26 protein-coding genes, 2 riboswitches and 1 other annotated feature are annotated in these 25654 nt (G+C 47.0%); of the genes, 9 read left to right on the top strand and 17 right to left on the bottom strand.

Features of this window, described 5'->3' with window-relative positions; all coding sequences use genetic code 11:
- Positions 1 to 44: 44 nt before the first annotated feature.
- A complete protein-coding gene (locus ACQCVH_RS22655; RefSeq protein ID WP_426837854.1) occupies positions 45 to 1541 on the bottom strand; it encodes a potassium/proton antiporter in 1497 nt (498 codons plus the stop codon).
- A gap of 18 nt (positions 1542 to 1559) precedes the next feature.
- Positions 1560 to 2117 carry a tyrosine-type recombinase/integrase gene (locus tag ACQCVH_RS22660; protein WP_426837855.1) on the bottom strand — a complete coding sequence of 186 codons (558 nt, stop codon included), beginning with the start codon at positions 2115 to 2117 and terminating at the stop codon, positions 1560 to 1562.
- Positions 2118 to 2294: 177 nt separating this feature from the next.
- On the opposite strand from ACQCVH_RS22660, the gene ACQCVH_RS22665 reads away from it, so the two are divergent.
- The gene (locus tag ACQCVH_RS22665) at positions 2295 to 2738 is read left to right on the top strand and encodes a hypothetical protein (protein WP_426837856.1); all 444 of its coding nucleotides are present in this window, start codon (positions 2295 to 2297) and stop codon (positions 2736 to 2738) included.
- Positions 2739 to 2846: 108 nt separating this feature from the next.
- Here the strand turns inward: ACQCVH_RS22665 and ACQCVH_RS22670 are convergent, their stop codons facing one another.
- Entirely contained in the window at positions 2847 to 3893 is a 1047-nt protein-coding gene (locus ACQCVH_RS22670; protein WP_426837857.1) for a lactonase family protein, read from the bottom strand.
- A gap of 135 nt (positions 3894 to 4028) precedes the next feature.
- Positions 4029 to 4844: a general stress protein gene (locus ACQCVH_RS22675; RefSeq protein WP_426837858.1), complete on the bottom strand. Its 816-nt coding sequence runs from the start codon at positions 4842 to 4844 to the stop codon at positions 4029 to 4031.
- Between the two features lie 195 nt (positions 4845 to 5039).
- Here ACQCVH_RS22675 and ACQCVH_RS22680 point away from each other — a divergent pair, with 195 nt between their 5' ends.
- Positions 5040 to 5882, top strand: coding sequence for an STAS domain-containing protein (locus ACQCVH_RS22680; protein WP_426837859.1), 843 nt, complete (start codon positions 5040 to 5042; stop codon positions 5880 to 5882).
- Positions 5883 to 6000: 118 nt separating this feature from the next.
- Positions 6001 to 6195 carry a hypothetical protein gene (locus ACQCVH_RS22685; protein ID WP_426837861.1) on the top strand — a complete coding sequence of 65 codons (195 nt, stop codon included), beginning with the start codon at positions 6001 to 6003 and terminating at the stop codon, positions 6193 to 6195.
- Positions 6196 to 6216: 21 nt separating this feature from the next.
- Here the strand turns inward: ACQCVH_RS22685 and ACQCVH_RS22690 are convergent, their stop codons facing one another.
- From ACQCVH_RS22690 to ACQCVH_RS22700, 3 genes are all read right to left on the bottom strand, one after another.
- Entirely contained in the window at positions 6217 to 6366 is a 150-nt protein-coding gene (locus ACQCVH_RS22690; RefSeq protein WP_426837862.1) for a BA3454 family stress response protein, read from the bottom strand.
- Between the two features lie 94 nt (positions 6367 to 6460).
- A complete protein-coding gene (locus tag ACQCVH_RS22695; protein WP_426837863.1) occupies positions 6461 to 7186 on the bottom strand; it encodes a YqcI/YcgG family protein in 726 nt (241 codons plus the stop codon).
- Positions 7187 to 7278: 92 nt separating this feature from the next.
- Positions 7279 to 8943, bottom strand: coding sequence for a mechanosensitive ion channel (locus ACQCVH_RS22700; protein WP_426837865.1), 1665 nt, complete (start codon positions 8941 to 8943; stop codon positions 7279 to 7281).
- A gap of 158 nt (positions 8944 to 9101) precedes the next feature.
- Between ACQCVH_RS22700 and ACQCVH_RS22705 the strand changes: the two genes are divergently transcribed.
- Together ACQCVH_RS22705 and ACQCVH_RS22710 are read left to right on the top strand one after the other, a co-directional pair.
- Positions 9102 to 9617, top strand: a complete 516-nt coding sequence (locus ACQCVH_RS22705) for a sigma-70 family RNA polymerase sigma factor (RefSeq protein ID WP_426837866.1) — start codon at positions 9102 to 9104, stop codon at positions 9615 to 9617.
- Positions 9610 to 10932 carry a DUF4179 domain-containing protein gene (locus ACQCVH_RS22710; protein ID WP_426837868.1) on the top strand — a complete coding sequence of 441 codons (1323 nt, stop codon included), beginning with the start codon at positions 9610 to 9612 and terminating at the stop codon, positions 10930 to 10932. The genes ACQCVH_RS22705 and ACQCVH_RS22710 overlap by 8 nt, the downstream gene beginning before the upstream one ends.
- Positions 10933 to 11067: 135 nt before the next feature.
- Here the strand turns inward: ACQCVH_RS22710 and ACQCVH_RS22715 are convergent, their stop codons facing one another.
- Together ACQCVH_RS22715 and ACQCVH_RS22720 are read right to left on the bottom strand one after the other, a co-directional pair.
- Positions 11068 to 12387, bottom strand: a complete 1320-nt coding sequence (locus tag ACQCVH_RS22715) for a TrkH family potassium uptake protein (protein ID WP_426837869.1) — start codon at positions 12385 to 12387, stop codon at positions 11068 to 11070.
- A gap of 105 nt (positions 12388 to 12492) precedes the next feature.
- Positions 12493 to 12646: riboswitch (cyclic di-AMP (ydaO/yuaA leader) on the bottom strand.
- A 112-nt stretch (positions 12647 to 12758) separates the two neighbouring features.
- Complete coding sequence (locus ACQCVH_RS22720; protein WP_426837870.1) at positions 12759 to 13316, bottom strand: GNAT family N-acetyltransferase; 558 nt, start codon at positions 13314 to 13316, stop codon at positions 12759 to 12761.
- Positions 13317 to 13491: 175 nt separating this feature from the next.
- On the opposite strand from ACQCVH_RS22720, the gene ACQCVH_RS22725 reads away from it, so the two are divergent.
- Positions 13492 to 14376 (top strand): diacylglycerol/lipid kinase family protein, encoded by an 885-nt coding sequence (locus ACQCVH_RS22725; RefSeq protein WP_426837871.1) that lies wholly within the window; start codon positions 13492 to 13494, stop codon positions 14374 to 14376.
- Here the strand turns inward: ACQCVH_RS22725 and ACQCVH_RS22730 are convergent.
- From ACQCVH_RS22730 to ACQCVH_RS22750, 5 genes are all read right to left on the bottom strand, one after another.
- Complete coding sequence (locus ACQCVH_RS22730) at positions 14373 to 15017, bottom strand: VC0807 family protein (RefSeq protein ID WP_426837872.1); 645 nt, start codon at positions 15015 to 15017, stop codon at positions 14373 to 14375. The genes ACQCVH_RS22725 and ACQCVH_RS22730 overlap by 4 nt on opposite strands.
- A 115-nt stretch (positions 15018 to 15132) precedes the next feature.
- The gene (locus tag ACQCVH_RS22735) at positions 15133 to 15564 is read right to left on the bottom strand and encodes a Dps family protein (protein WP_426837874.1); all 432 of its coding nucleotides are present in this window, start codon (positions 15562 to 15564) and stop codon (positions 15133 to 15135) included.
- A gap of 127 nt (positions 15565 to 15691) precedes the next feature.
- Complete coding sequence (locus ACQCVH_RS22740) at positions 15692 to 16273, bottom strand: YqaA family protein (RefSeq protein WP_426837876.1); 582 nt, start codon at positions 16271 to 16273, stop codon at positions 15692 to 15694.
- A 150-nt stretch (positions 16274 to 16423) separates the two neighbouring features.
- Positions 16424 to 17077, bottom strand: coding sequence for a permease prefix domain 1-containing protein (locus ACQCVH_RS22745; RefSeq protein ID WP_426837877.1), 654 nt, complete (start codon positions 17075 to 17077; stop codon positions 16424 to 16426).
- Positions 17074 to 17400: a PadR family transcriptional regulator gene (locus tag ACQCVH_RS22750; RefSeq protein ID WP_426837878.1), complete on the bottom strand. Its 327-nt coding sequence runs from the start codon at positions 17398 to 17400 to the stop codon at positions 17074 to 17076. Before ACQCVH_RS22750 ends, ACQCVH_RS22745 begins: the two co-directional genes overlap by 4 nt.
- A 123-nt stretch (positions 17401 to 17523) precedes the next feature.
- On the opposite strand from ACQCVH_RS22750, the gene ACQCVH_RS22755 reads away from it, so the two are divergent.
- Complete coding sequence (locus ACQCVH_RS22755) at positions 17524 to 18381, top strand: sulfite exporter TauE/SafE family protein (RefSeq protein WP_426837879.1); 858 nt, start codon at positions 17524 to 17526, stop codon at positions 18379 to 18381.
- Positions 18382 to 18418: 37 nt separating this feature from the next.
- On the opposite strand, the gene argS is transcribed toward ACQCVH_RS22755, so the two are convergent.
- A complete protein-coding gene (gene argS, locus ACQCVH_RS22760) occupies positions 18419 to 20104 on the bottom strand; it encodes an arginine--tRNA ligase (protein WP_426837929.1) in 1686 nt (561 codons plus the stop codon).
- A 58-nt stretch (positions 20105 to 20162) separates the two neighbouring features.
- Positions 20163 to 20375, bottom strand: a binding site (T-box leader).
- A 56-nt stretch (positions 20376 to 20431) separates the two neighbouring features.
- The gene (locus tag ACQCVH_RS22765) at positions 20432 to 21604 is read right to left on the bottom strand and encodes an FtsW/RodA/SpoVE family cell cycle protein (RefSeq protein ID WP_426837880.1); all 1173 of its coding nucleotides are present in this window, start codon (positions 21602 to 21604) and stop codon (positions 20432 to 20434) included.
- Between the two features lie 508 nt (positions 21605 to 22112).
- Between ACQCVH_RS22765 and ACQCVH_RS22770 the strand changes: the two genes are divergently transcribed.
- Positions 22113 to 22889 carry a hypothetical protein gene (locus ACQCVH_RS22770; protein ID WP_426837881.1) on the top strand — a complete coding sequence of 259 codons (777 nt, stop codon included), beginning with the start codon at positions 22113 to 22115 and terminating at the stop codon, positions 22887 to 22889.
- Positions 22890 to 23295: 406 nt separating this feature from the next.
- Here ACQCVH_RS22770 and ACQCVH_RS22775 read toward each other — a convergent pair whose 3' ends face one another.
- A complete protein-coding gene (locus ACQCVH_RS22775) occupies positions 23296 to 24054 on the bottom strand; it encodes a TrmB family transcriptional regulator (protein WP_426837882.1) in 759 nt (252 codons plus the stop codon).
- 134 nt (positions 24055 to 24188) lie between these two features.
- Between ACQCVH_RS22775 and ACQCVH_RS22780 the strand changes: the two genes are divergently transcribed.
- Positions 24189 to 25364 carry an MFS transporter gene (locus ACQCVH_RS22780; protein WP_426837883.1) on the top strand — a complete coding sequence of 392 codons (1176 nt, stop codon included), beginning with the start codon at positions 24189 to 24191 and terminating at the stop codon, positions 25362 to 25364.
- A gap of 90 nt (positions 25365 to 25454) precedes the next feature.
- Positions 25455 to 25636: riboswitch (cobalamin riboswitch) on the top strand.
- The last annotated feature ends 18 nt before the right edge of the window (positions 25637 to 25654 follow it).

Consider the following 25654-nt stretch of genomic DNA (forward strand, 5'->3'; position numbering starts at 1 on the left):
AAGGACGGTGTTTTTTTGATGGACCGGGTGAACGCGGGACTCTCTTATGCAGTCGGCTCGGCCGCTTCTTCTATTTTTTTCTGCAGGAGAAGCTTTTTGAGCTGCGGCTTGCTTTTGCGGCTTGCCAGGATATACAGAACATCCCCTGGAAGGATGATGGTGCTGCCGGCCGGTGTGATCAGTTCATCATTGCGGATGATGGCATTCACAAGCGCACCTTTTGGAAACGGGATATCAATCAGGGTCTGCCCGATGATCTGGGCATCATCCTCCATTTCGTATTCAATCATCTCTGCATCGGCTTTTCCGATGGACACAAGCTCAAGCGAATGCATGGGCGTCGTTTTTTTCGGACCGGTCAGCTTCAGTTTAGCTGCGAGCGCTGTAATGGTTGAGCCTTGGATAAGGCAGCTGGTCAGGACGACGAAGAACACGACATTGAAGATCTGCTGGCTTCCCTCAATTCCTGCAAGAAGGGGAAAGGTGGCCAAAACAATAGGGACAGCACCCTTTAGTCCAGCCCAGGAAAGGAAAATAAGTTCGTTCGTTTTATATCCCATCCGAATAGTGGACAAGAAGACGGCTGCAGGCCTTGCGATCAATATGAGGATCGCAGAAATGGCAATGCCTTTCAGGAAGATATCCAGGCTGAACAGCTCTGAAGGGAACACCAGCAGGCCGAGAATCACAAACATCATAATCTGCATCATCCAGGCAAATCCTTCAGAAAAGCGGAAGATGGTATGCTTGTAGGCAAGCTCCATGTTTCCAATGATAATGGCAGCGATATAGACGGCCAAGAGCCCGCTTCCGCTTGCAAAGGCTGTAATACCATATGTTAAGAGTGCAAAGGCTGTGGCAAAAACAGGATAGAGGCCGCCAGAATCAAGATTGATGCGGTTAAGGGCAAAGACGGCCAATCTGCCGAAAATCAGGCCAAACAGAAGGCCGATGCTCATCTGGAGGAAAAAAGTTCCGATCAGCGACCAGATGCTTGCTTCCGGAAGGGTGATTAATTCAATCATGGCGACTGTCAGGAAGACAGCCATCGGGTCATTGGAGCCAGATTCTGCTTCAAGAGTTGCGCCGATCCGTTCATCGATATTCTTATCCTTGAGGACAGCGAAAACGGCAGCAGCATCTGTTGATCCGACAATGGCTCCGAATAAAATCGATTCAAGCCAGCCTGTCCCCAGAATGAACTTCGCTGCGGCTGCAACAATTCCGGATGTGAGGATGACGCCGAGAGTGGCGAGTGACAAGGATGGGAGGACGACAGGGCGCAGTGTTTTCCACTTAGTCTGCAGGCCGCCTTCAAACAGGATAATGATCAAGGCGAGGACACCGATCAATTGGGCTGTGCGGGCATTGTCGAAATAAATGATGCCCAGTACGTCGCTGCCCATCAGCATTCCGACTGCCATAAACAGCACGAGGGAAGGAACACCGAGCCGCGAGGAGAATTTAGTCGTCAGCACACCGGTGATGAACAGGATGGCCGCAAGCAGAATGAATGTATCTGTATGCAAAACATTAATCATTATTTATCAGCTCCTTTTCTATAAATTGACGTCGAGAGTGACAGATGGAGGGTTCTTAGGTGAAATCCCCAGATAGCTATAGGTTTCTGATGGGGAGGATTGCTGGAGCCTCTTTTGGATGAGTGACACGGCAATGCCTTTTGAATAAGCATGATAGCCAAAGGTTTTTCTTAGTGTGTGTGTGCCGACAGGCTCTTCAATGCCGGCGGCCCGGGCAGCCTCATTAATAATCCGGTACGCCTGTACCCTCGTGATTGAATTATGGGACTTCCTTGACTTAAAGAGCGGGTCTTCCCATTTGAGGTCATTCTCCTGGATGCATGTATGGAGGGCTTCACGGACCTGCAGATTGAAATAAATAGGGGGGAAGCAAGCTTCAGAGGTATGCAAATAGGGCAGGATATTTCCGCTTTCATCTGCGGCGTCTTTTACCCGGAGATGAAGCAGGTCATTGATGCGTATTCCGGTGTTGATGCCAAGCAGTAACAAGCAATAGTCCCGGGATGAGCGGGATTGGAGCCATTCCTTCATAATCAGGATCTTCTGTTTATCAGTTATTGCACCGACTGTTTTCATTAACTCACCTCCAATGTAACTTAATCCTATTATAGCATATGGTTATGTAACATGAGAAAGAATAGAACCTGCTTTGGCATCCAGCTCAGTTCTATGCATATGGAAAAACATGAAAAGTCAAAGTGATTTTGTTACGATAGAAAGAAAATAGCCCGGCTCATAATCACTGGAGGAACCATGTTAAAGAAGTTTATTATGCCTATCATTTATATAAGTGAGTGGGTGGTGTTTGTTTATACTGTCCTCTTTATGATTGTTTTTAATCTAACTTATTACGTTAACATGGTCATAATTGATATGCCTTGGGAAGAACGTACCTCCCTGCCTTTTATAAAGACTGTGATTTTCATGACAGGTGCATGTATGGTTTGTTTCCTTTATATCAAATACTTGAATGGAAGCAGGATTTATAAAAATGTTAAAGATATCCTTTGGGGTATTCTGTTTGGAGTAAATAGCCTGCTATGTATCCTTTTGCTGGGGATGAGCCTTATTTTTGAGCTGCCTATTAATGAACGGGTTCTACTGGCATTGGCCCTCATTGCCAGTGCAGGATTTTTTTTGGCGTGTATCAGAAGCCTGTTGCTTTCTTATATAGGACGCTCTTTTTCATCCAGGTAACAGTACAGCCGACATGGTGATCAGCGCCATATAATAAGCGCATGGACATTAACATCCATGCGCTTATGAATATTTTGTTAACAGGGCATACCCCTTTTAAAAAGCTTCTTATAAGAATTTCACACAAACAGGATATGGAACAGAAACATCCTTCTGCAGCAGGGATAGCCTGCCGCTTTGTGCATCGCGGGCGAACAGGGTGAGACTGCCGCTTTCCTGATTGGAAGCGACAATATATTTCTCTGAAGGATCAAGCACAAAGTCGCGCGGCCAGTTTCCTTCAGTGGAGGTATGCTCGATGAACTCCAGCCTGCCGGTTTCCTCGTTTACTGAGTAGACAGCAATGCTGTCATGTCCGCGATTGGCTGCATAGACAAAGCGGCCGTCAGAGGAAATATGGATGGCGCTTCCCTGGTTATTTTCGCGGAATGTTTCAGGGATGGCCGGTACGGTCTGGATCTCTTTAAAGCTGCCGTCATTCGGGCTGTATTCGAGCACGAGGACCTCGGAGCTGAGCTCTGTCATGACATAGGCAATATTCCTTTCGGGGTGGAAAACAAGATGCCGCGGTCCGCTGCCAGGCTTTACATCCAGTTTGGCCGCTTCCTTCAGCTGCCCTTCATTTAATTCATAGGTAATGATTTCATCTGTCCCCAGGTCAACGGCGGCAATATAACTCTCATCTGGCGTAAAGCCTGCATAATGGGCATGCGGCTTTTCCTGGCGGTCTGCGTTTGGCCCTGTGCCCTCATGCTGGGCAACCGATGAAGCTGAAAGCAGGGAACCGTCCCCAGTCAGTCCGTAGGCTTCAATCGTACCTTTATGGTAATTGGCTGTCACTGCAAGGCTTGAATCTTTATTTACGCTGATATGGCATGGAGACGCACCGTCAGACAGCTGGCGGTTCAGTTCTGTAAGCCCGCTGCCATCACTGATGGAGAACGCAGCGGCGCCGCCCTGCGTCCCTTCCTTTACGACAGAATAAAGGCGGGTTTTGTCTTCGCTGATTGTCACATATGTAGGGTTTTCAAGCTCTGCGGCGAGCCTGATGTTTTCAATCCTGCCGTTTTCTGTATTCAATTCAAAAGAATAGATGCCTTTGCTGTCGCCTTTTGTGTAGGTGCCGATAAATCCGGAAAAAATATGGTCCCTCATTACTATTTCTCCTTTCAACATGCGGATTGCCTCTATTATATCATGAACCTTTTCAGTGTATTCAGCAGGGCAAAATGAAAAAGTCAAAGGACCTGGCGGGTTAGTCTGCCAGGTCCTTGTTGGCCAGCTGAGCCCTTATCCTTTAGGATAGTCTGAATTTGGCTGGCGCGGGTCAGTATAATCGCGGTTCACTTCATCTCTAAGCCTGTCTTCATCTGCAAAGGGATTGCTTACCACCTTATCGCTTAGAGGGGTATTGGGGTCAATATTATCATCCGTATATGGGCGTTTCTGATCATTGTGGTCCTGGAATGCACTTTCGCCTTTATCCAGTTCACCCGGATTAAGCGGATCGACTATATAGTTGTCATACCTATCTTCCTGGTCCGTTGCCCGGATGGCTGTATTCCTGTCTGTTGTGCCAACGAAATCTTCGTCAGTACGGCGGGCATCATTGACAGCTCCTCCGGTGAAGATTGTTTCATCATCCGTCAGGCGGTCGCGATTCCGATCGTCAGGATCGACGAGGATCAGAATTCTGCCCTCTTTTACCTCTGCTTCATAACGGTTGGCTTCCTCTTCCGGAATGCCCATGCCGATCAACGCTCCTGCAAGTCCGCCTGCCCCGGCACCAACCGCTGCCCCGGTCAGTGTTGCAGCAATCGGACCCGCCGCAACGATCGGTCCAATTCCAGGGATTGCAAGGGCGCCGATGCCCACGAGCAGCCCTGTGAGCCCGCCCAATGCTCCGCCGGCAGCAGCGCCAGCCGCAAGGCCTTCCTCTGTCTTCGTCCCGGTTTCTTCACTCACGGCATCAAGATCATCACGGTTTTTGCTGATGACCGAAATGTCTTCAGCCCGATAGCCTTCCGCTTTCAGCCGTTCAATTGTTTCAACCGCTTCATCCTCTGTTGCATATGAGCCCACTACGCGTTTATTATCATCTGCCATGTTCATTCCTCCTTATTTATCTAAAAACTGTTCTAGTAGAATACATACCCTTATGTGAAAAAGACATAAACCTAAGCCCGCCTGAAATATATGCCAAAGAGCCGCTTCATGCGGGGCCAGGAGGTCAGCATTGCATTACTGCAGGGAAATGCTATGATATAATTGTCAGACTTTTTCATGGGGGAAGGGATTGCATTGAGGAACGAATTGCTTAAGATTGGCACAAGAATAGTAGAGAGCAAAGAGCAGCTCGTCAATCACATATTTGAACGGGAATGCCCTTTCTATAAGGAAAAGCTTAAGAAATCGACTGTTGCCAGAAAGCAGATAGCTGAATGGCGCAAAGCCTTGATTCAGATTCTGGGTGAGTCATTATATATGGATCAGGAGGAAAGCGGACGCAAAATTGAAAAATGGGCCCGTGAAACAGGAGAAACTGCGATAGAGAATGGCGTTCCCCTGGACGAATCCCTGCGTGTGCTGTCCCTGTTCCGTTCCGTTATCTGGGACATCTTCACTGAGGAGCTGGAGAAAAATCAATTTGCTGCTGTCACGATGCTTGATGTCAGCAAAATCATCAACCCGCTCCTGGATGAGGTCGCGTATATATTCAGTAATATTTACATGAACTACAGCACGAGGAAAATAGAAGTAGCCCGGACTGCCCTGCAGGAGCTGTCCGTTCCGGTTGTGCCGATTTCAGCGGATATTGCCGTTCTTCCGCTCGTTGGGGAAGTGGATACAGAGCGCGCAAAATTCATTATGGAAAAATGCCTGAAAAACAGCTCAGAGCTTCAATTAAAGCAGCTGTTCATTGATGTTTCCGGCGTACCGATGATAGATACGATGGTTGCCCATAATCTGTTTCAGATTGTAAAGTCATTAAACCTGATCGGCGTGAAGGCAACGATGACCGGAATACGGCCGGAAATCGCCCAGACGATCGTGGCTCTCGGAATAGAATTCCGGGAAATCCCGACAAGGGCAAATCTTAAGCAGGCGCTGATGTCAGCGGGATTCGAACAAACTAAAAGGTGATATTTGTGTGAAACTTATATATAAATGGGGAACGAATTAAATATAAAGTGATACACTAATGATATACAGTTGAAGGGAAATCTATTAAAAAGCCTTCTGCAAAAGCGGGGAGTCGAACATGAAGCTGGGATTAATCATCGTTATCGCCATAATCATTCTTTCTTTAATTTTTACCCTTATGCTGGCCGGCAAAAGTGATGCTGACTACTCAAAGTCAGCCAGGAAAAATACGGTCAACCTGACTGTGATTTATGCAGTAGTCATTCTGCTTTCGATCATCGCACTGGGTGTTTATATTAAATGGGGGGTTTAAAAAAGTGAAGCGGTGTACGCTTCACTTTTTTAGATTGGCTGACTGCCATTGTCTCTGCACCTGTTTCTGTGCAAGGCGGGCAATTTCCTCTTCTTGAGTCCCTCTATGTGCGATTACATTTGTCATATAGTTTTTTCCGCCGTGATTAACGGTTACAGTTACTTGTACCATGTTTTTTTATTCCTTTCTTAATGATATTTTAATATAGTGATACCATTTTAAAAGGAAAGTGAAACCTGTTTGCTTAAATTATTGACCCATTCTATCACTTAGAATGGAAGGGACATTTCCCTTCGATCGGCTTAATGTCATCGCCGATGAAGTATTGCTTCCATTCCCTATGTTCAGGGTCTCCATAGTGGCTGATATTCGGATGCTTTGGCAGTCCGTCCCACTTTTCCACTCGTTCCCTGACTTTCTCCCGGGACATGATTCCTCCTTTAGAAGTGCCTTCAAGCCCCTCAAAGATTCTCCTCGGCTGGAAGCCCAGCACAAGGCTGTTTCCGAGATCCCTTGTTTTCCGCTGTTTATAGGCAGGCGCGTTTCCAAACACGAAGAATGGCTCTTCTGCAAAAGAGAATGCCCATAGATGGTGGTCCGGGTCCTCAGGATAATCTTTTGGCCAAGGCTTTTCATCCTGATCATGAAGATACTGCAGGATGTTCCAGAAATATTCGCGGTAGTAAGGAATGTCCTTCTCTTCTTTTTCCGGCTCCACAAACACAAACAGCCCATGGCGGATAAGCTTGGGGGCATCAAATAGGTCAATGAACTGTTCCAGCGCCTTCGGAAGCTGTGACCAGTCGTCCTGTGAAATATACGCATAGCGCAGCTCCCCGCGGTTTTCAGCAGTCATGCCGAAATAGCAGGGGAAGGTCTTGTCTGTGACAGTTTGATGGAAGGTCTTATATTCTTCGATGACCCAGGCAGGCACAATATCAGGGTTGGTCATATCTTCTTTTTTCAGCAAGGCTTTTTGAATTGTTTTCATAATCTGCTCTCCTAAAATGATTTTTAGAAGCCGGCTTCCGCAGGAGGCCGGCTTCATCTCATGCTTTAAAAAACTCCTCTTTTCTGTTGTTGCTATTCATCTCTGTTTTCATTCATACGATTATGCTCCGGATTTATCGGATCATCACTGTCAGGCGTCATCGGCCGGGCAGGGTCTGAATCTCCAGCTTGTTTGCCCATAGAGGCATCTGGAGTCATTGATTCTTTAATTTGGGTGGTGCGGGCATCTTTATTGATGCTCGTCTGCTCAATTTTACGGTCAAGCTTTTGCAGGTACTTAGCAGCAAAGTCCCTTCCGCCCAATCCGAAGGCAAGGCCAAAGGCGAGAGCCAGTCCGCCGAGGATAAGGATAAAGGCAGAATTGACGATAGAATGGGCGACGCCAAGCTGGTCCAGGGCCATAAAGATGGAAACGGCTACGATCGCATATTGCGCCACAGATGATAGAAGGCGGAAATGAGGGCCTTCCAGCAGGCTTGAAAGCAGCTTCTTTACCAGGGTTCCGAGCCATAATCCTGCGCCCAGAATGACAAGGGCTGCAAGAACATGAGGCAGATAGGCTATGACACCGGTTGCCAGTGTGACAAGGAAGTCGAGCTTCAATAGGTTCAGAGCCTGTACAACAAATAAGAGGACAACAATGATTTGGGCAATATAGCCTATCAGCTGGGAAATCCCGCTTTTAGCAGCCCCGGTTTTGTTTCTTTTGAATCCAATGCTATTAAAATATGAGTCTGCGCCGATTCGTTCAAGCAGGCCGGCAACCATCTGCCTGACCCATTTTCCGAGCCAGATGCCCGCAAGAATAAAGGCGATGGCGACAATGATATTCGGGATCATGGTGAGGACATCGTTCAGCATGGCAATCGCAGGCTGTGATATTCCTTCCAGATCCAATTCTTCGAGTGCCGCGATTACGACCGGGATCATAATGAAGACAAAAACAATATAGCCGGCAACAGATGAAAGGGTGGTCCCTTCAAACAGCTTGGACAGGCCGAAACGCCCGACAAGCTTTTCCGTACCGATGCTCTGCAGGAAGCTCGTGACAATATCACGGACCAGCTTAGCGATGAACCAGCCGATAAACAGAATAAGGGCAGCGGCAAGGAGTTTAGGAAGGAAAGCCAGAATATCATTGAGCATGCTGGCAAACGGTCCGGAGACTCCCTCGAGATTCAAGGCTGACAGCACGGCAGGAAGGGAAATCAGCAGGACCAGATAGAATACAATATTGGCAGCTTTATCGACGATATTGGAGGAGTCGTGATCTCCTTTAATGAATTTATATTTGTTCAGTGTTTCATGGACGCGAAGCGTTCTGCCTCCACGCTTGATGAGAAACTTGAGGGCGGATGCCGCCAGCCAGGCAACCAGCAGGATCAAAGCTGCCTTTAAAATGCTTGGGATGGCACCTGTAATTGTCGAGAACATGCCTACTAGCGGAGTAGCCAGGAAGCTTAAGTTTAGGATATTGAAGAACCAAATAAAGACAAAAATGAGGATGAGAATATAAACGATTTTGCTTATGATTTTCTCAGGGGAATACTTTCTGTTTCCCGACTCGGCAAACAGTTTGTTATCAAGATTGGTTTTGCGGAGGCCTTTCAGGACCGCCTTTTCAACCGCCTTTGCAATGATCCATCCCAACAGGAGGACGACTAATGCCAGCAAAAGGTCGGGAAGCTGGTTCAGATAGCCATTCCAGCCATTCCAAAATGCATAATTATTATCCAACTAGATCCACTCCTTAACATAGATATTTACATTTACCCAGTGAGTTAGCAGATAAACAGGGTTCAGGCAGCTGAAATGGAAATAAAGTTTGAAAAAGCAAAACCTTTTTCCTATGGAGCAGTCTAATATTCAGGAAAACAAGAGGGGGATCGATCAGCTTGGAGCATATTGTCCGCAAAGCCATAAAAGGGGATGATGAGGCTTTTCTTGATATCATCCGTTCCTGTAAGGCGGAGTTGTACAAAACCGCACTCGCCTATATGCGAAATGAGGAAGAAGCTCTTGAGGCCGTGCAGGAAGTAACCTTCCGGGCTTACAGGAGCATAAAAGATTTGAAGCAGCCTGCCTATTTCAAAACGTGGATCATCCGTATTATGATTCATTACTGCTGCGACAGGCTCAAGAAGCAAAACAGGCTTGTATATAACGAACAGCTGCTCCTCGCAGCAGGCGGAGAAGAGGATACTCTTCTATTCGAGGTCCAGGATGCAATGGAGTCGCTCGATAACCGTTCCCGTGAACTGCTGATGCTCAAATACTTCCACGATCTGAAAATCAGGGAAGTGGCTGCCCTGTACAACCGGCCGGAAGGAACTGTAAAAACATGGCTTCATAAGGCGCTGAAATCATTAAGGGAGAAGCTCGAGGAAAGCGGGGGGAAGACGGATGTTTGATAAAGAAGAAAACCAGCTTGAAGCCATAGGTGAGCGGTATCAGGAATTACCTGTGCCGGATGAACGGCTGGAGGAAGCAATCATGAGAGGTTTCCGGCAAGCCAAAGCTGCTTCCCCGAAGAAGCGGTTCATCAAAAGGAGCTGGCTGCCCGGTGTTGCGGCCGCCCTGCTATTGCTCGGATTTTTGACCAGCATCAGAGTTTCCCCGGCCTTTGCCCATTATGTCGCAGAAATGCCGGGTATGGAAAAGCTGGTAGACCTCATCCGGTATGACAAGGGCTGGATATCCGCCGTGGAGAATGACTATATGCAGCCGCTCGGCATATTCCAGGAAAAAAACGGAATCCGGGTCACTCTTGATGGTGCTATACGGGATGAACGGGGGCTGGTTGTATTTTACACAGTTGAGTCAGAGGAGAAGCAGGTGCTTCATACAAATAGTATTCATATCACTGGTGGTGATGGCGAAGAGCTTCCTGTCAGTTTTTCAGGTTCTGGTGACAGCTCTTACACGGATGAACCAGTAAAGTCTGTCAATGGAACAGTGGACTATTTATTCAGTGAAGACTTGAAAGGGAAAGAGTTTAAGGCAGCGGCAGAAATCAAAACAAAGAATGGCACAGAAACATTCGAAATTGATTTTCCGGTTGAAAGCCCGACAGTAAAGAAAAAAATATATCCTTTAAATGAAACTGTATCCATTGAGGGACAGAATATCACATTCAAGGATGTCACCATCTATCCATTGCGCGTGGCCATCCATGTGGCATTTGACTCGGAGAACAGCAAGAAAATCTTTGCTCTCGATGATTTGCGGCTTGTTGATGAGAATGGAGAAGACTGGTCTGGCATTGCCAATGGCGTGACTGCACAGGAAATAAAGGAAACTGAGCATATTATTTATCTGCAAAGCAACTATTTTAAAGAACCGAAGGAGCTGTATCTGGCCCTGAATAAAGTGATGGCCGTGGATAAAGAGGATGCGGAAGTGGTCATTAACACTGAAACAAATGAGATCGTGAAACAGCCAAAGGGCAATAAATTGTCGGGTGCAGTCTTAAATGGTGCAGATCTCTCTGTCCAGGTTCGCGCAGGGAAAGAATACAATCATCAGCTCTTTGCAGCTGCAAAAGATGCAGAAGGCAGGGACCTGTATGGCGGCAGATCATTCTACCGCGGAAGCGAAGGCCTCTATCAGGAGGTTGGCCTGGCCTTATCCGAGGAAGATCCTGCCAAGTATAAGAATCCCATCAGACTCGAATTATCAGCGTTTCCTTCCTGGATAGAGGGAGAGGTGAAGCTTAAGCTGGAGTAGAAGGCTGCTTAACACATTATATTAAAAACCAGGCCGGAACAATGAGTTCTGGCCTGGTTTTGTTGTGTGCATTCTGCCGATAATAAGGAGGTGCCGCCTTATTAATTAACTTAGGCAATCGCCCTCAGCTTTTCCCTAGCCCAACAATACATCTTCACCAGGATACCGGATCTTTTCCGGTTTTTGTTTGGCAAAGGAGAAGGCGAGTGTGAGCGGGCCGAGTTTGCCCAGGAACATGATAAAGATGATGATTTCTTTTCCGATTTCCGACAGATCGGCAGTTATTCCCATGGACAGGCCGACGGTTCCGAAGGCGGATACAACCTCGAAAATAATTTTAATAAATGGCAAATCCTCCGTGATGGTCAGGAAAAAGATGGCGATAAAGACGAACAGGATGGAAATCATCGAGATGGCCAAGGCTTTTGTCAGATAGTTGACGCTGATGGTGCGGCGGAAAATGACGATGTCTTTTTTGCCGCGTATGAACGTGATGACAGCCATGATAATGATGATAAAGGTCGTCAGTTTAATTCCGCCGCCGGTGGATGCGCTCCCCGCGCCCACAAACATTAACAGCAGCATATACAGGACGGTTGCATCCTCAAGCCCGCCGATGTCAACGGAATTGAAACCGGCTGTTCTGGGCGATACAGCCTGAAAATAGGATGCCCAAAGCTTTTCCCAGCTGGTCAGATGGGCGAGGGTCTGCGGATTATTGTATTCAAGATAAAAGATGATGGCCATTGACACGATATTGACTGCAAAGGTGCCCACAATCATCATTTTGGAATGGAGCGACAGCCTTCTGAATTGCTTTGATTTCCACAGATCGGCCAGTACGGTAAATCCAAGTCCCCCGATGATGAAAAGCATAGAAATCACAATATTGATGACAGGGTCGCCGACAAATTGGCTCAGGCCATCCGGCCAGAGCTGGAAGCCGGCATTATTGAAGGCAGAAACAGAGTGGAAGAGGCTGTAATAGAAGCCATCCCACCATCCGTACTTCGGAACCCATCTCAGGCAGAGAAAGAACACAGCGATGGCCTCGATTGTAAAGGAAAAAATAAACAGATAGCGCACGAGGCGGATGACCCCGCCGACCGACGTCTGGTTCAAAGCCTGCTGCAGGACGAGACGCTCCTTGAACCCGATTTTCCTTCCGAGCATCAAGTAAATCAGCACAGCGAAGGACATGATGCCAAGACCTCCAAGCTGGATAAGAAACATGATGACAGTCTGGCCGAACAGAGTATAGGTTGATGCCGTATCAGCCACTGTCAAGCCTGTCACGGTCATGGCCGAGGTGGCCGTGAACAGGGCATCAATCCAGGAGACGTCTTGGACTGTTGAAAAGGGTAGCTTAAGCAAAGCTGCCCCCAGCAGGATAAAAAACAAAAATATAAAGGTCAAAAGCTGGGGCGGCGTGATATTCAGGTACTTTCGCTTCATGATCGGTAGAGCTCCTTTTTCCTCAGATGGTGAAAAGTAAATTTATTTTTGGCCATAAAAAAACCATTCTTATCCACGGAAAAGAATGGTCAATATGTCTATTGGCCTTTCTCTCAATATGCTTACGGAGTTAGCTGCCGGATTAGGAATTGAGAGCTTCCTTCCTGGCCTGCGCCAGGATTCACCCCGGGCAGGCGCAGACAGCCTCCTGCCATATTGGTTCCCCCGTTCTTAACATAAGATTCAGCAAAGGTATGAAATTCAAGTTGATTATAATCTATAAAATACTCCCGCTCATTCGCAAAGTCAATCAGGAAATTGTGAATTTTTCCTATTTAAAAAACCGTGCAGAGTGCACGGCTTTGCCCGGTCTATTTTTCCTCCAGATGAATTCTTCGGTAATCATCCTCCAGAATGCTCATCATAATGGAATCATGGTACTGGTGATCGTAAAATAAAGCCTCGCGCTGGACGCCTTCCTGCTTGAATCCAAGCTTCTCGTAGACATGGAGTGCCCGGTCATTATAGACAAAAACGTTCAGCTCGATCCTGTGCAGATTCAGCACACCGAAAGCATAGCCAAGCATGAGCTCCATTGCTTCGCTGCCGTAGCCGCGCCCCTGGTTCTCTTCCTCACTGATGTTCACACGGATATTGGCATTGCGGTTGGTGCTGTCTATATCCTGAAGGGCGATATCACCAATCACTTCATTCGTTCCATCAAGGACAATCAATAAGAGGATGGAAGATGAGTCCTCCGCTTTTTCTTTAATATAAGAGAAGATCTGGTCTTTCGAAAAGGCTTTTTTCAGACCGGTGAGCTTTCTTGACTGTTCATTATAGAGCAGTTTCACATATATATCCGTATCATCAGTACTGATGGGCCGCAGATAAATCCGCTCTCCCTGCAGGAACCGTATTGCATCCATTCGTACTCCTCCTTGTTTTCTCTTAAATACAATATAATCCAATCCAGCTCATATAAAAATAGATACTTTTTCCCTTTCATCAATTTATACATCAATAATAATTGAAACATCAAAAGTTGGGTAAATGTAAAATGTAATAGCAGTACACTGTTCGGAAAAGGGGGCCTTGGCCAGGATGGAATTTAGAAAAGGTATGCTTGTTTACAATGGAAATGCCGGGCAAAAAAATATAGAAAAGTCGCTGGCAGCCTGTGTTCCGATTTTGTCTGCAGAACTGGATTCACTGGTTCTGCTGCCAACCAAAAGGGAAGGGCATGCAAGGGAGCTTTGCAGGGAATATGGATCTGAAGTGGATGTTGTTTTCATCCTGGGCGGAGACGGGACGGTACACGAATGCATCAATGGATTGGCGCCGCTCGAGACCCGGCCGGCCATTGGCATATTGCCTGGAGGTACTTGCAATGATTTTTCAAGAACATTGAACATCCCCCAGAATATCCGTGATGCGGCGCTTAGCATGGTTGCAGGAGAAATGAAGCCGGTTGACGTCATGCAGGCAAACGAGGATTATTTTCTCAATTTCTGGGGCATCGGCCTGGTGGCGGAAGCTTCGGAAAATATCAAGGCATCAGAAAAAAACCTGTTCGGGCGGATCAGCTACTTCCTGAGTACCTTGAGGACGATTAAGGAAATGGAGCCATTCCATGCGTCTCTTATTGTTGATGGGACGGAGATAGAGGAGGATGCTGTCATGATTCTCCTGGCCAATGGCCATTATATAGGGACCAATGAACTGCCTTTCAGGAATCTCTATTATAATGACGGGCTGGCTGATATATTTATTGTGAAAGATGCCAATCTTGCTTTAATGAAAGAAGCACTTACAGAAGACAGCATAGAAGACAACGAGAACATCCTTCATTATAAAGGGAAGGAAATACAAGTAAGGGCAGACAAGAGGATGGAGGCAGATATGGATGGAGAGGTGTATTCGGCGACTCCCTGCCAGATCCGCGTCCATCAGGCACATGTGCAAATGATAAAGCCAGGGCAGCTCTAAGGGCTGTCCTGGCTTATGGGTGTATCAGAATGCTCGTTCAGCGCTCCGATTTCTTTCAGGATAAAATAAAAACCGCCTGCCGATACAATGGTAAAGCCCCAGTTCAAAATCTGCCTCAGAACGATTCCCTGGTCAAAGGCATCGACGCCGTATTTTCCAATGAGCCAGACCTTAATGGAGGCGAGAAGAATGAACTTCAGAGCAAAGCCCGCCGTGATCAGACTGAAGATCATCAAGGTTTTGCTTTTAAAGAAAACTTCCTTCATGCTGCCTCTGTCTTTTCCCTGTAATTCCATAAAATCCAGAGTGAAATAGAGGAAGACTGGCTTTTTCAGCACAATTGTCAACAAAAACAGGCAGCCCAGCACATAAGAATAAATGACATTATTCCATAAAAGCTGGAGGGCTGACCCGGCAATTACATCGATCATGGTGCCGATCACCAGGTTCGAGAGAAGGAAGAGGCCGAATAAATTGACTTTCTTCAGCTGGAAGAAGCGGTACAGTGTATAGATGATGCCAGGCACGGATGACAGGATCATCGCCAAATAATCGCCGAGCACATCCCGGCCGTAATTCCAAACAACAAGAGGGAGCACAACATAAAAAAGAATGTCGAGCACCATTGAATTTTTCTGCATTTATTTTGTTCCTGCCTTTACAAAGGATTTCCTGTCATAAATATTCCCCATAAAAACAAGAACTCCTTTATTTTCTTATTGGAGTATACAAAAAAAGAGCCGCCGGGCTCTTTAATTATGCTATGAAAGCTTTCAGCATCCAGATTTTCTTTTCCAGATCTTCAATCAGTCCGATAGCAAGGTCTTCTGTGACCGGGTCGTTTTCTTCCTCAGCGAGTCCTGCCAATTCTTTTAGTTCTGTGCTGATCGTGCTGTAGTCTGATATAAGGGCAGCGACCATTTCTTCTGCTGTTTCTTCACTGCCGTTATCCTTGATAGACGCATGTTCAAGGAACTCGCTCATTGTGGCAATTGGCCTGCTTCCTGCTGCCAATGCCCGTTCCGCGATTGTATCCACATTCGCTGCCGCTTCATTGTAAAGCTCTTCAAATTTCCCGTGCAGGGTGAAAAATGCAGGTCCTTTTACAAACCAGTGAAAACGGTGCAGTTTTGTGTAAAGGACGCTCCAGTTGGCAATTTGTTTATTCAGGCTGTTTGTTAAAGTCATAAATATTCCTCCTCGTTTTGTCTGTAGTTATATTATATCAAATATTAATTTATAATCAATACTTATTTATAATTATTATAAATAAGTATTGATTATAAAAAAACGGCCATTCAAGGGCCGTTTTCGATCAGACAGTTTTTTTCTTTTTGCGCATAACCAGATAGATGATATACACGATGACGATCAGGGCTCCGCCTATGAGTGTAAGCATCCCGAAGTTCTCTTCAATGAATGGCCGCGCCTGGGCGCCAAGCACCATAATAAGGGCAGCTTCAAGAAAGAAGCGGGCGCCTCTGCCTATGATGGACCAGATGATAAGGGTCCGGAGCCGCACTGTTGTAATGCCGGCGAAGATGGTAAACACTTTATAAGGAATTGGGGTAAAGCCTGCGATAAGGATGGCTACTGGCCCGTATTTATTGAAATAGTTCTCGACTTTCTGGATTCTTTCTTCAGAGATGATGAACCGCAAAACAGGGCGGCCCAGTTTTTTTCCAATGATCCATCCGAGAATGGCGCCCAGGACGGATGCCACGGTTGTAATGAACGCATACCAGATGACGCGGTCCGGATTGGAAATGCCCATTGGGATTAATAGTACATCCGGAGGGATAGGGAAGAAGGATGAGTCGGCAAAGGATACAAAAAACAATCCAAAGATACCATACTCCATAAGCCATTCTTCAATCGTGTGAATCAGTTCTGACATAACGGATCTCCTTTAGCAGCTTCGTTAAATATCCTCAAGCCCCTTGTACAGAGCTGAAGGACAGCACAGGAGAAGTATATCATTTACTGTCTGCCAAGTCATGCAGGAGTCCGATAATTACATTAATTTTCATAAAAGGCAAGGGGGGCTTTATCGCTGGCCGGCTGATCCGATTTGTCTTTTTCCGGATAAGAATAATAGGGTATACAGCTGCCTGGCAAGAAGATAGATAAATGCCCCGATAAGGATGGCGAAAAGGTCAAGCCAGAGCCCGTTCTGGTATCTTTCAGGCTGCTTGAACCAGTCAAGCGATGTCAAACCCGAGATAAAAGCAGCCGGGACGAGGATGACCACCCAGGGGCTCTGCAGCCACTTCACTTTATAAGCCTGTGACACAGCTTCATACAATACCTCTGCGATCCCTGCAAGGAAGAACACAAGCATATAAGTGGTAAAAAGGTAGCCGGGTTCCAGGCCGAATTCATACTGCGGATTATAATACACCATAGCCTCGTATGATAGGAGATGAAGGGCAGCCGTCAAAAAAATCGTGCTGAAGAGGAACCTGACAATTTTATAAAAAGGAAAAACGGCTTTCTTCAGCTCTGAGCTGATTCTTTTCTCATTCCCGAAGCATCTGATTGCTTCCCCGGCTGCATCCTCTTCGGACCAGCCGAAGGCCATCAGCTCTTTGGCATGCTCTTCAAGATGGGAAGTCATTTCCAGCCTCAGCTCTTCCCGTTCAGCATTTTCCATTGGCAGATCATCAACGATATGATCAATATATTGGCCGATATTCTTCATGAGTAGCCCTCCGAAAATTTGTGGATTAAATCGCTGATTTTGTTCCAGTTTTTGAGCTTTTTGTGCAATTCTTTGCGGCCGTCTTCGGTAATGCTATAATACTTCCTCCTGCTGGCTTCAAGTTCCTGATGCCAGTAAGAGGTGATAAAACCTTTTGCTTCCAGCCGCTTGAGAGCCGGATACAGAGTTCCTTCATTCATGCTGTATGCTTCATCGCTTTTTTTGCGGATTTCCTTTGTCATTTCATATCCATAGCTGTCTTTTTCAGAAAGAAGGGATAATAAAAGTATATCAATGCTTCCTTTTAAAAGTTCTTTATCCACGAAGTGTACCCCCAGGTTCATTTGTATACATTGTACTTCAATGTACATTGTAATACAAGGTAAAGGGCAGAGGGTGATGAAATCAGTTACAATGGGTATAGAGATAACCAAAGGAGTTTTTATATGGAATATTTACTTTTCTTATTGCTGGGCGGAGTGATCAGCGTCCTGTCCGGCTTCTTCGGAGTAGGAGGAGGATTCATCCTGACGCCTGTACTGCTATTGATCGGGTTTGGCCCCCTTGAAGCGATTGCTACCAGTCTTTTTTTCTCGATTGGCACTTCTTTGTCAGGGATCGGCGCCCATTTCCGTCTGAAAAATATACTATGGAAGGAAGGGGCAATACTTGGGGTGAGCGGTATGCTTGCCACCCAGGCCGCCAAACCGCTGGTGCTGTTACTGAGTGAAAAGGGGCTTGATGCAACCGTTATACCGGCATGCTATATTGTTTTGCTTTCCTATTTCGCGTTCACCATGTTTCGTCAGGGCAAAAAGTCGAATGAACAGTCCCATGAGGGCAAACCATCCCTTGCGCGAATGCTGCTGATTGGATTTTCAGGCGGTTTTGTTTCGGCAGCTTTAGGTGTTGGGGGAGGATTTATCATGGTTCCCCTGTCGATTGCTTTCCTGGGACTGCAGCCGAGAAAGGCAGTAGGGACAAGCCTGTTTGCTGTCCTGCTGATTGTAAGCACTGGATTCCTGTCGTATGCATCTGCTGTGGAGATCAGCTATCTGACTGCCATCCTGCTAGTTGCCGGCGGCCTTGTCGGATCACAGGCTGGCGCATGGCTGACCAATTTTTATAAAAATAAGGACATCAGCCTGCTGCTTTCAGGGTTGTATATCGCGACTCTCCTAAGCGTCGTTTTCAAGCTGGTCCATCACAATCTGATCGGAATTATCCTGCTAAGCCTATTTATTGCTTATTTCTTTTTCCTGTCCCTGTCGAAGATCATCAGGAAGAAGGAAGCAGAAGCATAAAAGCGGGAGGGGGGAGGGCGTTTTGCCCTCCTCTTTTTTACATTTTCTTTGGCGCCGCAATCCCAAGCAGCCTCAGTCCTTCCTCCATGACAAGAGAAGCAGCCCGGACAAGGCTTAGTCTTGTCTCAAGCCCCGGCGTATCATCCAGTATCCGGATCTGCCCATAATATTTATTAAAGCTTTGGGCCACATTGATGATATATTTGGCGATCACTGAAGGCGAATAATGCTTTTGGGCTTCTTCAATCTTCCCGGGAAAAAGGCTGAGCTGCTTGAGCAGGTCCCAGCTGTATGGATCGCTGAGCCCATGCTCCATTTTGCCGGCTGTCCCGGCCTTTTGAAGGATGGAGTGTGCCCTGGCATTTGTGTACTGGATATAAGGGCCGGTTTCACCTTCAAAGGTGAGCATCTCGTCTAATGAGAATTCGATATGGTTGAGGCGGTCGTTTTTTAAATCGTGAAAAAGGACAGCGCCGATGCCGACAGCGGCAGCAGTTTCTTCCTTCTGGTCATGCGAAGGATTTTTACGGCAGATATTTTGATAGGCCAGATCGACCGCTTCTTTCAAAACATCTTCGAGCAGGACGACTCTTCCTTTTCGCGTCGACATTTTCTTTCCGTCTTTCAGGTAAAGGCCGAAAGGAATATGATGCATATCATCTGCCCACTGGAAGCCAAGCTTATTCAGAACCAGCTTCAGCTGCCTGAAGTGAACTGACTGCTCCTGGCCGACGATATACAGGCTTTCGGAAAAGTGATAAGTTTCCTGCCGGAAAATCGCAGCTGCCAGGTCGCGGGTTGCATACAGGGTGGCTCCATCCGATTTCTTGATCAGGCAGGGAGGGAGGCCGTATTCTTCCAAGGGAACCACCTCTGCTCCATGGGATTGGATGAGGAGATTTTGGGACTGGAGGAGCTCTACGGCTTTATCCATTTTATCGTTATAAAAGGCCTCTCCGTAATAGGAATCAAAAGAGATGCCCAAAAGATCATATATCCGGTTGAACTCTTTCAATGATTCCTCCCTGAACCAGCTCCATAGCGCAATAGCCTCTTCATTACCCTGTTCAAGCTCCCTGAACCAGCGGCGCGCTTCGTCTTCGAGGCCAGGATCTTTCTCTGCCTCCTCATGGAAACGGATGTAAAGCTTAAACAGCTCGGCAATCGGCTTTTCTTTTACAGTGCCGGGACTGCCCCATTTCTTATAGGCGGTAATCAGCTTGCCGAATTGGGTTCCCCAATCGCCGAGATGGTTGATCCTGATGACTTCATAGCCGCATTTTTCAGCAATCAGGCTGATGCTGTTTCCGATGACTGTTGAACGCAGATGGCCCATTGAAAACGGCTTGGCAATATTGGGGGCTGAGAAATCAATAGTGATAGTCTTTCCTGTGCCTGCGCTGCTATTGCCGTATAGGGAGCCGGCTTCAAGAAGGGACTGCAGGATCTCCAAGCCAACTTTCTCCTTCGAGAAGAAAATATTCAGGTACGGGCCGTGTGCTTCTGCCTGGTCAATGAGGCTGTGCTGCAGCTTTCCGGCGGCTTCAGCAGCGATTACTGCCGGGGCCTGCTTCATTTTTTTGGCAAGGGTGAAGCAGGGAAATGCCAGGTCGCCGTGCGCCGTATTCTTTGGCACTTCAATCAAGCCGGCAAGCTCAGCAGCTGTAAGCCGGTCTTCAAACAGTTCCCAAAGCGCTTCAGTAAAGATTGCTTTCAGTTTGATCATGGGATCTTTCTCCTTCTTGTTGATTTAATTGAACACAAAAAAGCCCGCCTCTTATAAAAGAGACGAGCCTGTTATACCCGCGGTGCCACTCTGATTGTCCATAGGACCTCTTGACATGATAACGGGGGATTGCCCCGGCAGGACCTACTTTGACTTTCGGCCCGGCATCTCCGAAGTGCGCTTCATAAAAGGGTCCCTGCAGGCTTTCACCATCCCTGCATCGCTTCAGGGGACGGCCCTTTACTACTCTCTTCATCATTGATTGACTATATCGCTGCGTTGAATATTACACGTATTATATCCTATTGTATAAAAATTGCAAGATTATTGTGAATCGGATGAAAACATATAGGTTTTATGATGGAAGCGGATGCTGAAGATCAAGCCCATCGCAAACATATTTCCCATCAGCGAGCTTCCGCCATAGCTGATGAAGGGAAGCGGTATCCCTGTGATCGGCAGCAGCTGTATGGTCATGCCGATGTTCTGGAACACATGAAAGGTGATCATACTGATGATCCCTGTACAAATATAAGTATTATAGGGATCCTTGGTTTCCATGGCCGTCTTGGTTAAATGATAGATTAAGAGGAAAAAAAGGCTGATGACGACGCTTGCTCCAAGGAACCCATATTCCTCTCCGATAACGCTGAAGATGAAATCGGAATGATTATCAGGAATATTGACCTGCCTGTCGCCGACTCCTTTTCCGGTAATAAGGCCGGAGCCAATCGCCTGGAGCGAGCGCAGGAGCTGGAGGCCGGCAGACTGCCTATAGCTCTCAGGATCGAGCCACGAATAGATCCGGTCAAACTGGTAAGGGTCGACCTTAAGATATTTCTCGATGATACTTGGTGCCCAAATGACCAGGTAAAGGACACTGGCGGCAAAACCGATGCCTGCGCTGTAAATGGGCAGCAGAATCTTCCATGAGATCCCGGAAACAAAGATGATCCCGAGCATGATGGCAATGATGACGAGGGCGGTCCCCAAATCCTCGACAAGGATGAGGCCGAGCGGCAAAGCGGTCACAGCGCCAATCTTGATCAAAAGATAAAAATCGGTCTTCAGTGTTTTCTGGATGAATTTCTCGTGGTGAGAGGCGATCATCTTGCTGAGCGCCATGATCAGGAATACCTTAACAAATTCGGATGGCTGTATCGAACCGACATGGGGGATGACAAACCAGCTTTTTGCTCCTTTAATTTCGGGGGCAATTGTGCCTGGAGCGAGGGCAAGCGCCACAAGCAGGAGGATGCCGAAAGCATAAAGAATCCAGGAAAGCTTCCTGAACTGGTCGCTGTCGAAATACATGGTCACACCAGCGATGAAAGTGCCGACACCATACCAGAAGATCTGCATAAGCAAGAAATTTTTATCATATTGCTGCAAGGTTTGAGCACTGTAAATCGCTGTACAGCTGACTATGGCAAATAACATCAGCAGAAAGCTCAGCGTCCAGTCAAAGCGGTCGGAAGGCTTAAGTGAACGATCCATTATAAAATACACCCTGTTTCATTTCAGTTTGGCCATTGTTTATATAAGCCGCCCTTCTGCAGGGGGGCAAGTGGATTCTGGCGAAAGTCCGGTTTCATTTTTTGAACAAGTAAAGTGTTTAATAGTATAGACGTTTTCGGCAGGTATATTGTTTCCTTAAAAGGGGAATTTTTCAACTTAAATAGAGTATTTATGATGATTCGGCTTTTCTGCTCTATCTGCTGATGCTTTATTGGCAAATGAGAGAGTACCGTTATTCTTGCATTGTACAGTCCACCATAAATTGGAAAAAGACCACTGATTTATATTTTTATTAAAACTAAGAAATTTTCAATGTTTTTTGCTAAAATAGGGATATTGTATCCGGACGGGCATGGCAGCTGAAGCGTGAAGAAAGGCTGTGCACTTTTATAGATCAGAAGATGCTTAAAAACTTCGACAACTGTTCAGCCCCGCGCTCCATCGGCTCAGAAATCATCTTTTTTATTTTTATTCGGAGGTTCTGCTATTGAAAAAGAATCATAACAGCTCGCGTGATCTCATATATGTCCACTTAAATGAACAGGAAAATTATGTTCTTTCATACGGCATTGAATTTGAGGAGTTTGCCCGTTCACTGTCAGATGTAATGGCAAATATCCTGCTGCTGAAGCACGGATTTGATGATGGGGAATTCAACCGGCATACGCTCCTGGAGTATGTTCCGTATGAAAAGATGAATAAGCTGCTTTCTGATGAAGTCTATAATTATGGGGATTTCTGCTGGATCGATTTCGAGGAGCTTGATGGGCTGAACGAGCTTCCAGGCCAGACCATTGCAGAACTATTGTATCTGGGACATCTAAAGGAGCACCTGAAAGCGCCATTTTATAACTATCTTGGCAACCGCTTTGTTTATCTGGCCCATGATGACGGCTGGTATAACAAGACCTATTACCGGGACATGGCTGATTTTTACCGCCTGCTGAGCCAGCTGATTCCCGAAAAGCTGAGCGAAATCAAGCCGGAAAAATCACTCCTCGGCCTGCGGAAGAAAGGTTCCTTCCCGCCGGTGCCGCAAGAGGCGATTTCCTACATGAAGGATATGATGAGAGAAGGTGCGGTTATCTCCATCAAACAGACCGATCAAAACCGTACGCGGATTGAGATCCCCATCTGGGTGATCGGCGATTTTGCCAATATGGACGACATGTACGAAGAATACGAAAGCATCGCAAAAGAAAAATGCGAAGCCAAACTCGTTTTTGATAAAAAAACACGAGAGTGGAAGCTGTATGCGAGATGAGGAAAGCCCGGCAGAAGTGCCGGGCTTTTGTTTTTTGGTGGAATCTTTTTTGATGAATAGAGGGTGCCAGTGAGCAGAATAAGACCCTCTAAAAGAGTTTTTGTGAAACAGAGGGTGCCAGTAAGCCCGACTAAGGCCCTCTAGAAGAGTTTTATCAAAACAGAGGGTGCTAGTGAGCCTGACTAAGACCCTCTAGAGGAGTTTTATCAAAACAGAGGGTGCTAGTGAGCGCGACTAAGGCCCTCTAGAGGAGTTTTTGTGAAACAGAGGGTGCTATTGAGCCCGACTAAGACCCTCTAAAAGAGCCTTAGCTAAATAGAGGGTGCCAGTGTCCGTTCACTCTTCTGCACCTCAAATCCCCCCGTTAACCGAAAATACCCGCTCCGGCATTCCGCCCCGCCTTGCCTTAATAACGCAAATTCAAAAGAACATCCCGGATCGCTTTATCCTCCATGATCGTATCTTTATATTTCTGTGTAATTTCGGTAAGGGCGACATCATGATAGAAGAACTCAGCAAAGAATTTCACGAGCGGCCTTGAACGGGTCGTAATGGCATTCCATTTGCCGGCTTCCATGCCGGCGAACAGCATTTCTTCTTCGTCGATGATGGCAATCCTGCTTCTTTCGAGTGTTTCGTGATGCTTGTCCGGAATGAGGACCGAGACGGACGGAAGGCTTGTTTCGATATTTCCGATAGAGTGGACATGGATGTTGACGCCATCTTCATGCTTTTGTTCAAGCACCTCCGTGTACTTCTGCAGATCATCACCCCAGGCAGAGATGATGATTGTTCTTTCCGCCCTGCCGAGCATTTCCTCCAGCAGGGAGAGGATGGAGTGATTATCCTTCAAGGTCCACACCCGGTCATCCGCGACAGGTTTTTTGACGGCTGCCTCCCGCAGCTCCTGGACGCTGGTTTCGAAATCTGCTTTCAGCCTGCTGATCACCGATTCTACGGGAAGAGCGGTGTACAAACGCTTTTTTTCTACCGTCGTTTCAAGGATGATTCCCTTCTCAGCCAGGCGGTGAAGCACTTCATATACCTTTGAGCGGGGGACGGCAGAGAGCTTGACGATTCCTGTGGCATCCAGCGGCTGGTCCGCGGAAATAAGCGCCTGATAAATTTGGCTTTCATATTGGGTAAATCCGAATTGCTGCAGCATAATTGGACTCCTGAGTCAGTTTTCCTTAATAATAGCATATCTTTTCCGCCAAATCGCACTGGGAAAAATAACACTTGCACCACGCTCTATAAAAAGTTACCATTGTGGTGGTAACTAATTGAGAGGTGTATAAAATGGATAAACGTGTGTATCTTTTGACGATCGTTTCCTTTGTAGTGGGGATGGTCGAGCTTATTATAGGAGGGATCATTGATCTGGTTGCGGCCGATCTTCATGTCAGCATCGGAAAGGCCGGACTTTTGATCAGTGTCTTCTCGATTGTATATGCTGTCGCAGCCCCGATTCTGCTGACAGCGACCGGAGCTGTGGAAAGGAAGAAGCTGACGCTCATGGCCTTGCTCGTTTTCCTGGCAGGAAATATCCTGGCTTTCCTGAGTCCCAGTTATAGTATTCTTTTTCTCGCAAGGGTCATATCCGCGGCAAGCGGATCTTTGCTTGTTGTGCTGTGCATCACGATTGCATCGAATATCGTGCAGGAAAAATACCGTGCGCGGGCGATCGGCATTGTGTTTATGGGTGTGAGCGCTTCCCTTGTTCTTGGGATCCCTGCGGGGCTTATGCTTGGAAATGAATTTGGCTGGAGGGCGCCGTTCCTGCTGATTGCAGTCCTGACTTGTTTGTCGATAGCAGGGGTGTACTTTTTCATGGACCGTATTGAACCGAAAGCTGCCATATCCATCAGGCAGATGTTCGCTGCCCTGAAGAACCGGAAGATTTTATTCGCCCAGCTGGCATCGTTCTTATTCTTAGCAGGGCACCTGACGCTGTATGGATATTTGACACCTTTTCTCAAAACAGTACTCGGCATGGACGGAAACTGGGTAAGCATCATGTATCTGCTGTTCGGCATTGCAGCGGTCGCCGGCGGCGGTGCAGGCGGATATCTTGCCGACCGCTTCGGGACAAAACCGACAATCCTGGCCATTATCATACTGTTTGCGGCTGCACTGTTTTCAATTCCGCATACTGCTTTTTCCCTTCCGCTTTTCATTGCGGTCATGATTATCTGGAGCATGCTGAGCTGGGCAATTACACCGGCATTGCAAAGCTATTTGATAGAGTCTTCGCCGGAAACATCGGATATCCAGCAAAGCTTGAATAACTCAGCTCTGCACTTTGGGATTGCCTTTGGGTCTCTGATCGGGGGCATAGTAATTGAACAGGCTTCAGTCGAGTGGAACGCTTCGGCAGGAGGAGTCTTCATCCTCTTCGCGCTTGGCGCTGCCGCTGTCTCGATGGCAGGATTGAAGAGCAGGCGGCCGGCAAGAAGCAGCAGGCCGACCGTCTAGCAAAAAGGGCCCGCCTGGTCTTCTTCCGGAAGGCCCTTTTCTGCTAGTTTTCAAGAAAAAATAGTGTATAATGGCGATAGCGGAAAATTTCATACATATGCAGAAACAGGTGTTTTTCTTTGAAAGACTTAAAAGGGAAGTTGGTGCCATTCCAACGCGGTCCCGCCACTGTAAATGGGAGCAAGCTGCAGAAGCCACTGTACAGGATGTATGGGAAGGCGCAGCAAGCATTGACCATGAGCCAGGAGACCTGCCTGATTCTTATGCACCCATAAACCTACGAGGATAGG

Source organism: Bacillus infantis, from assembly GCF_050107595.1.
Classification (GTDB): Bacteria; Bacillota; Bacilli; order Bacillales; family Cytobacillaceae; genus Bacillus_AB; species Bacillus_AB infantis_C.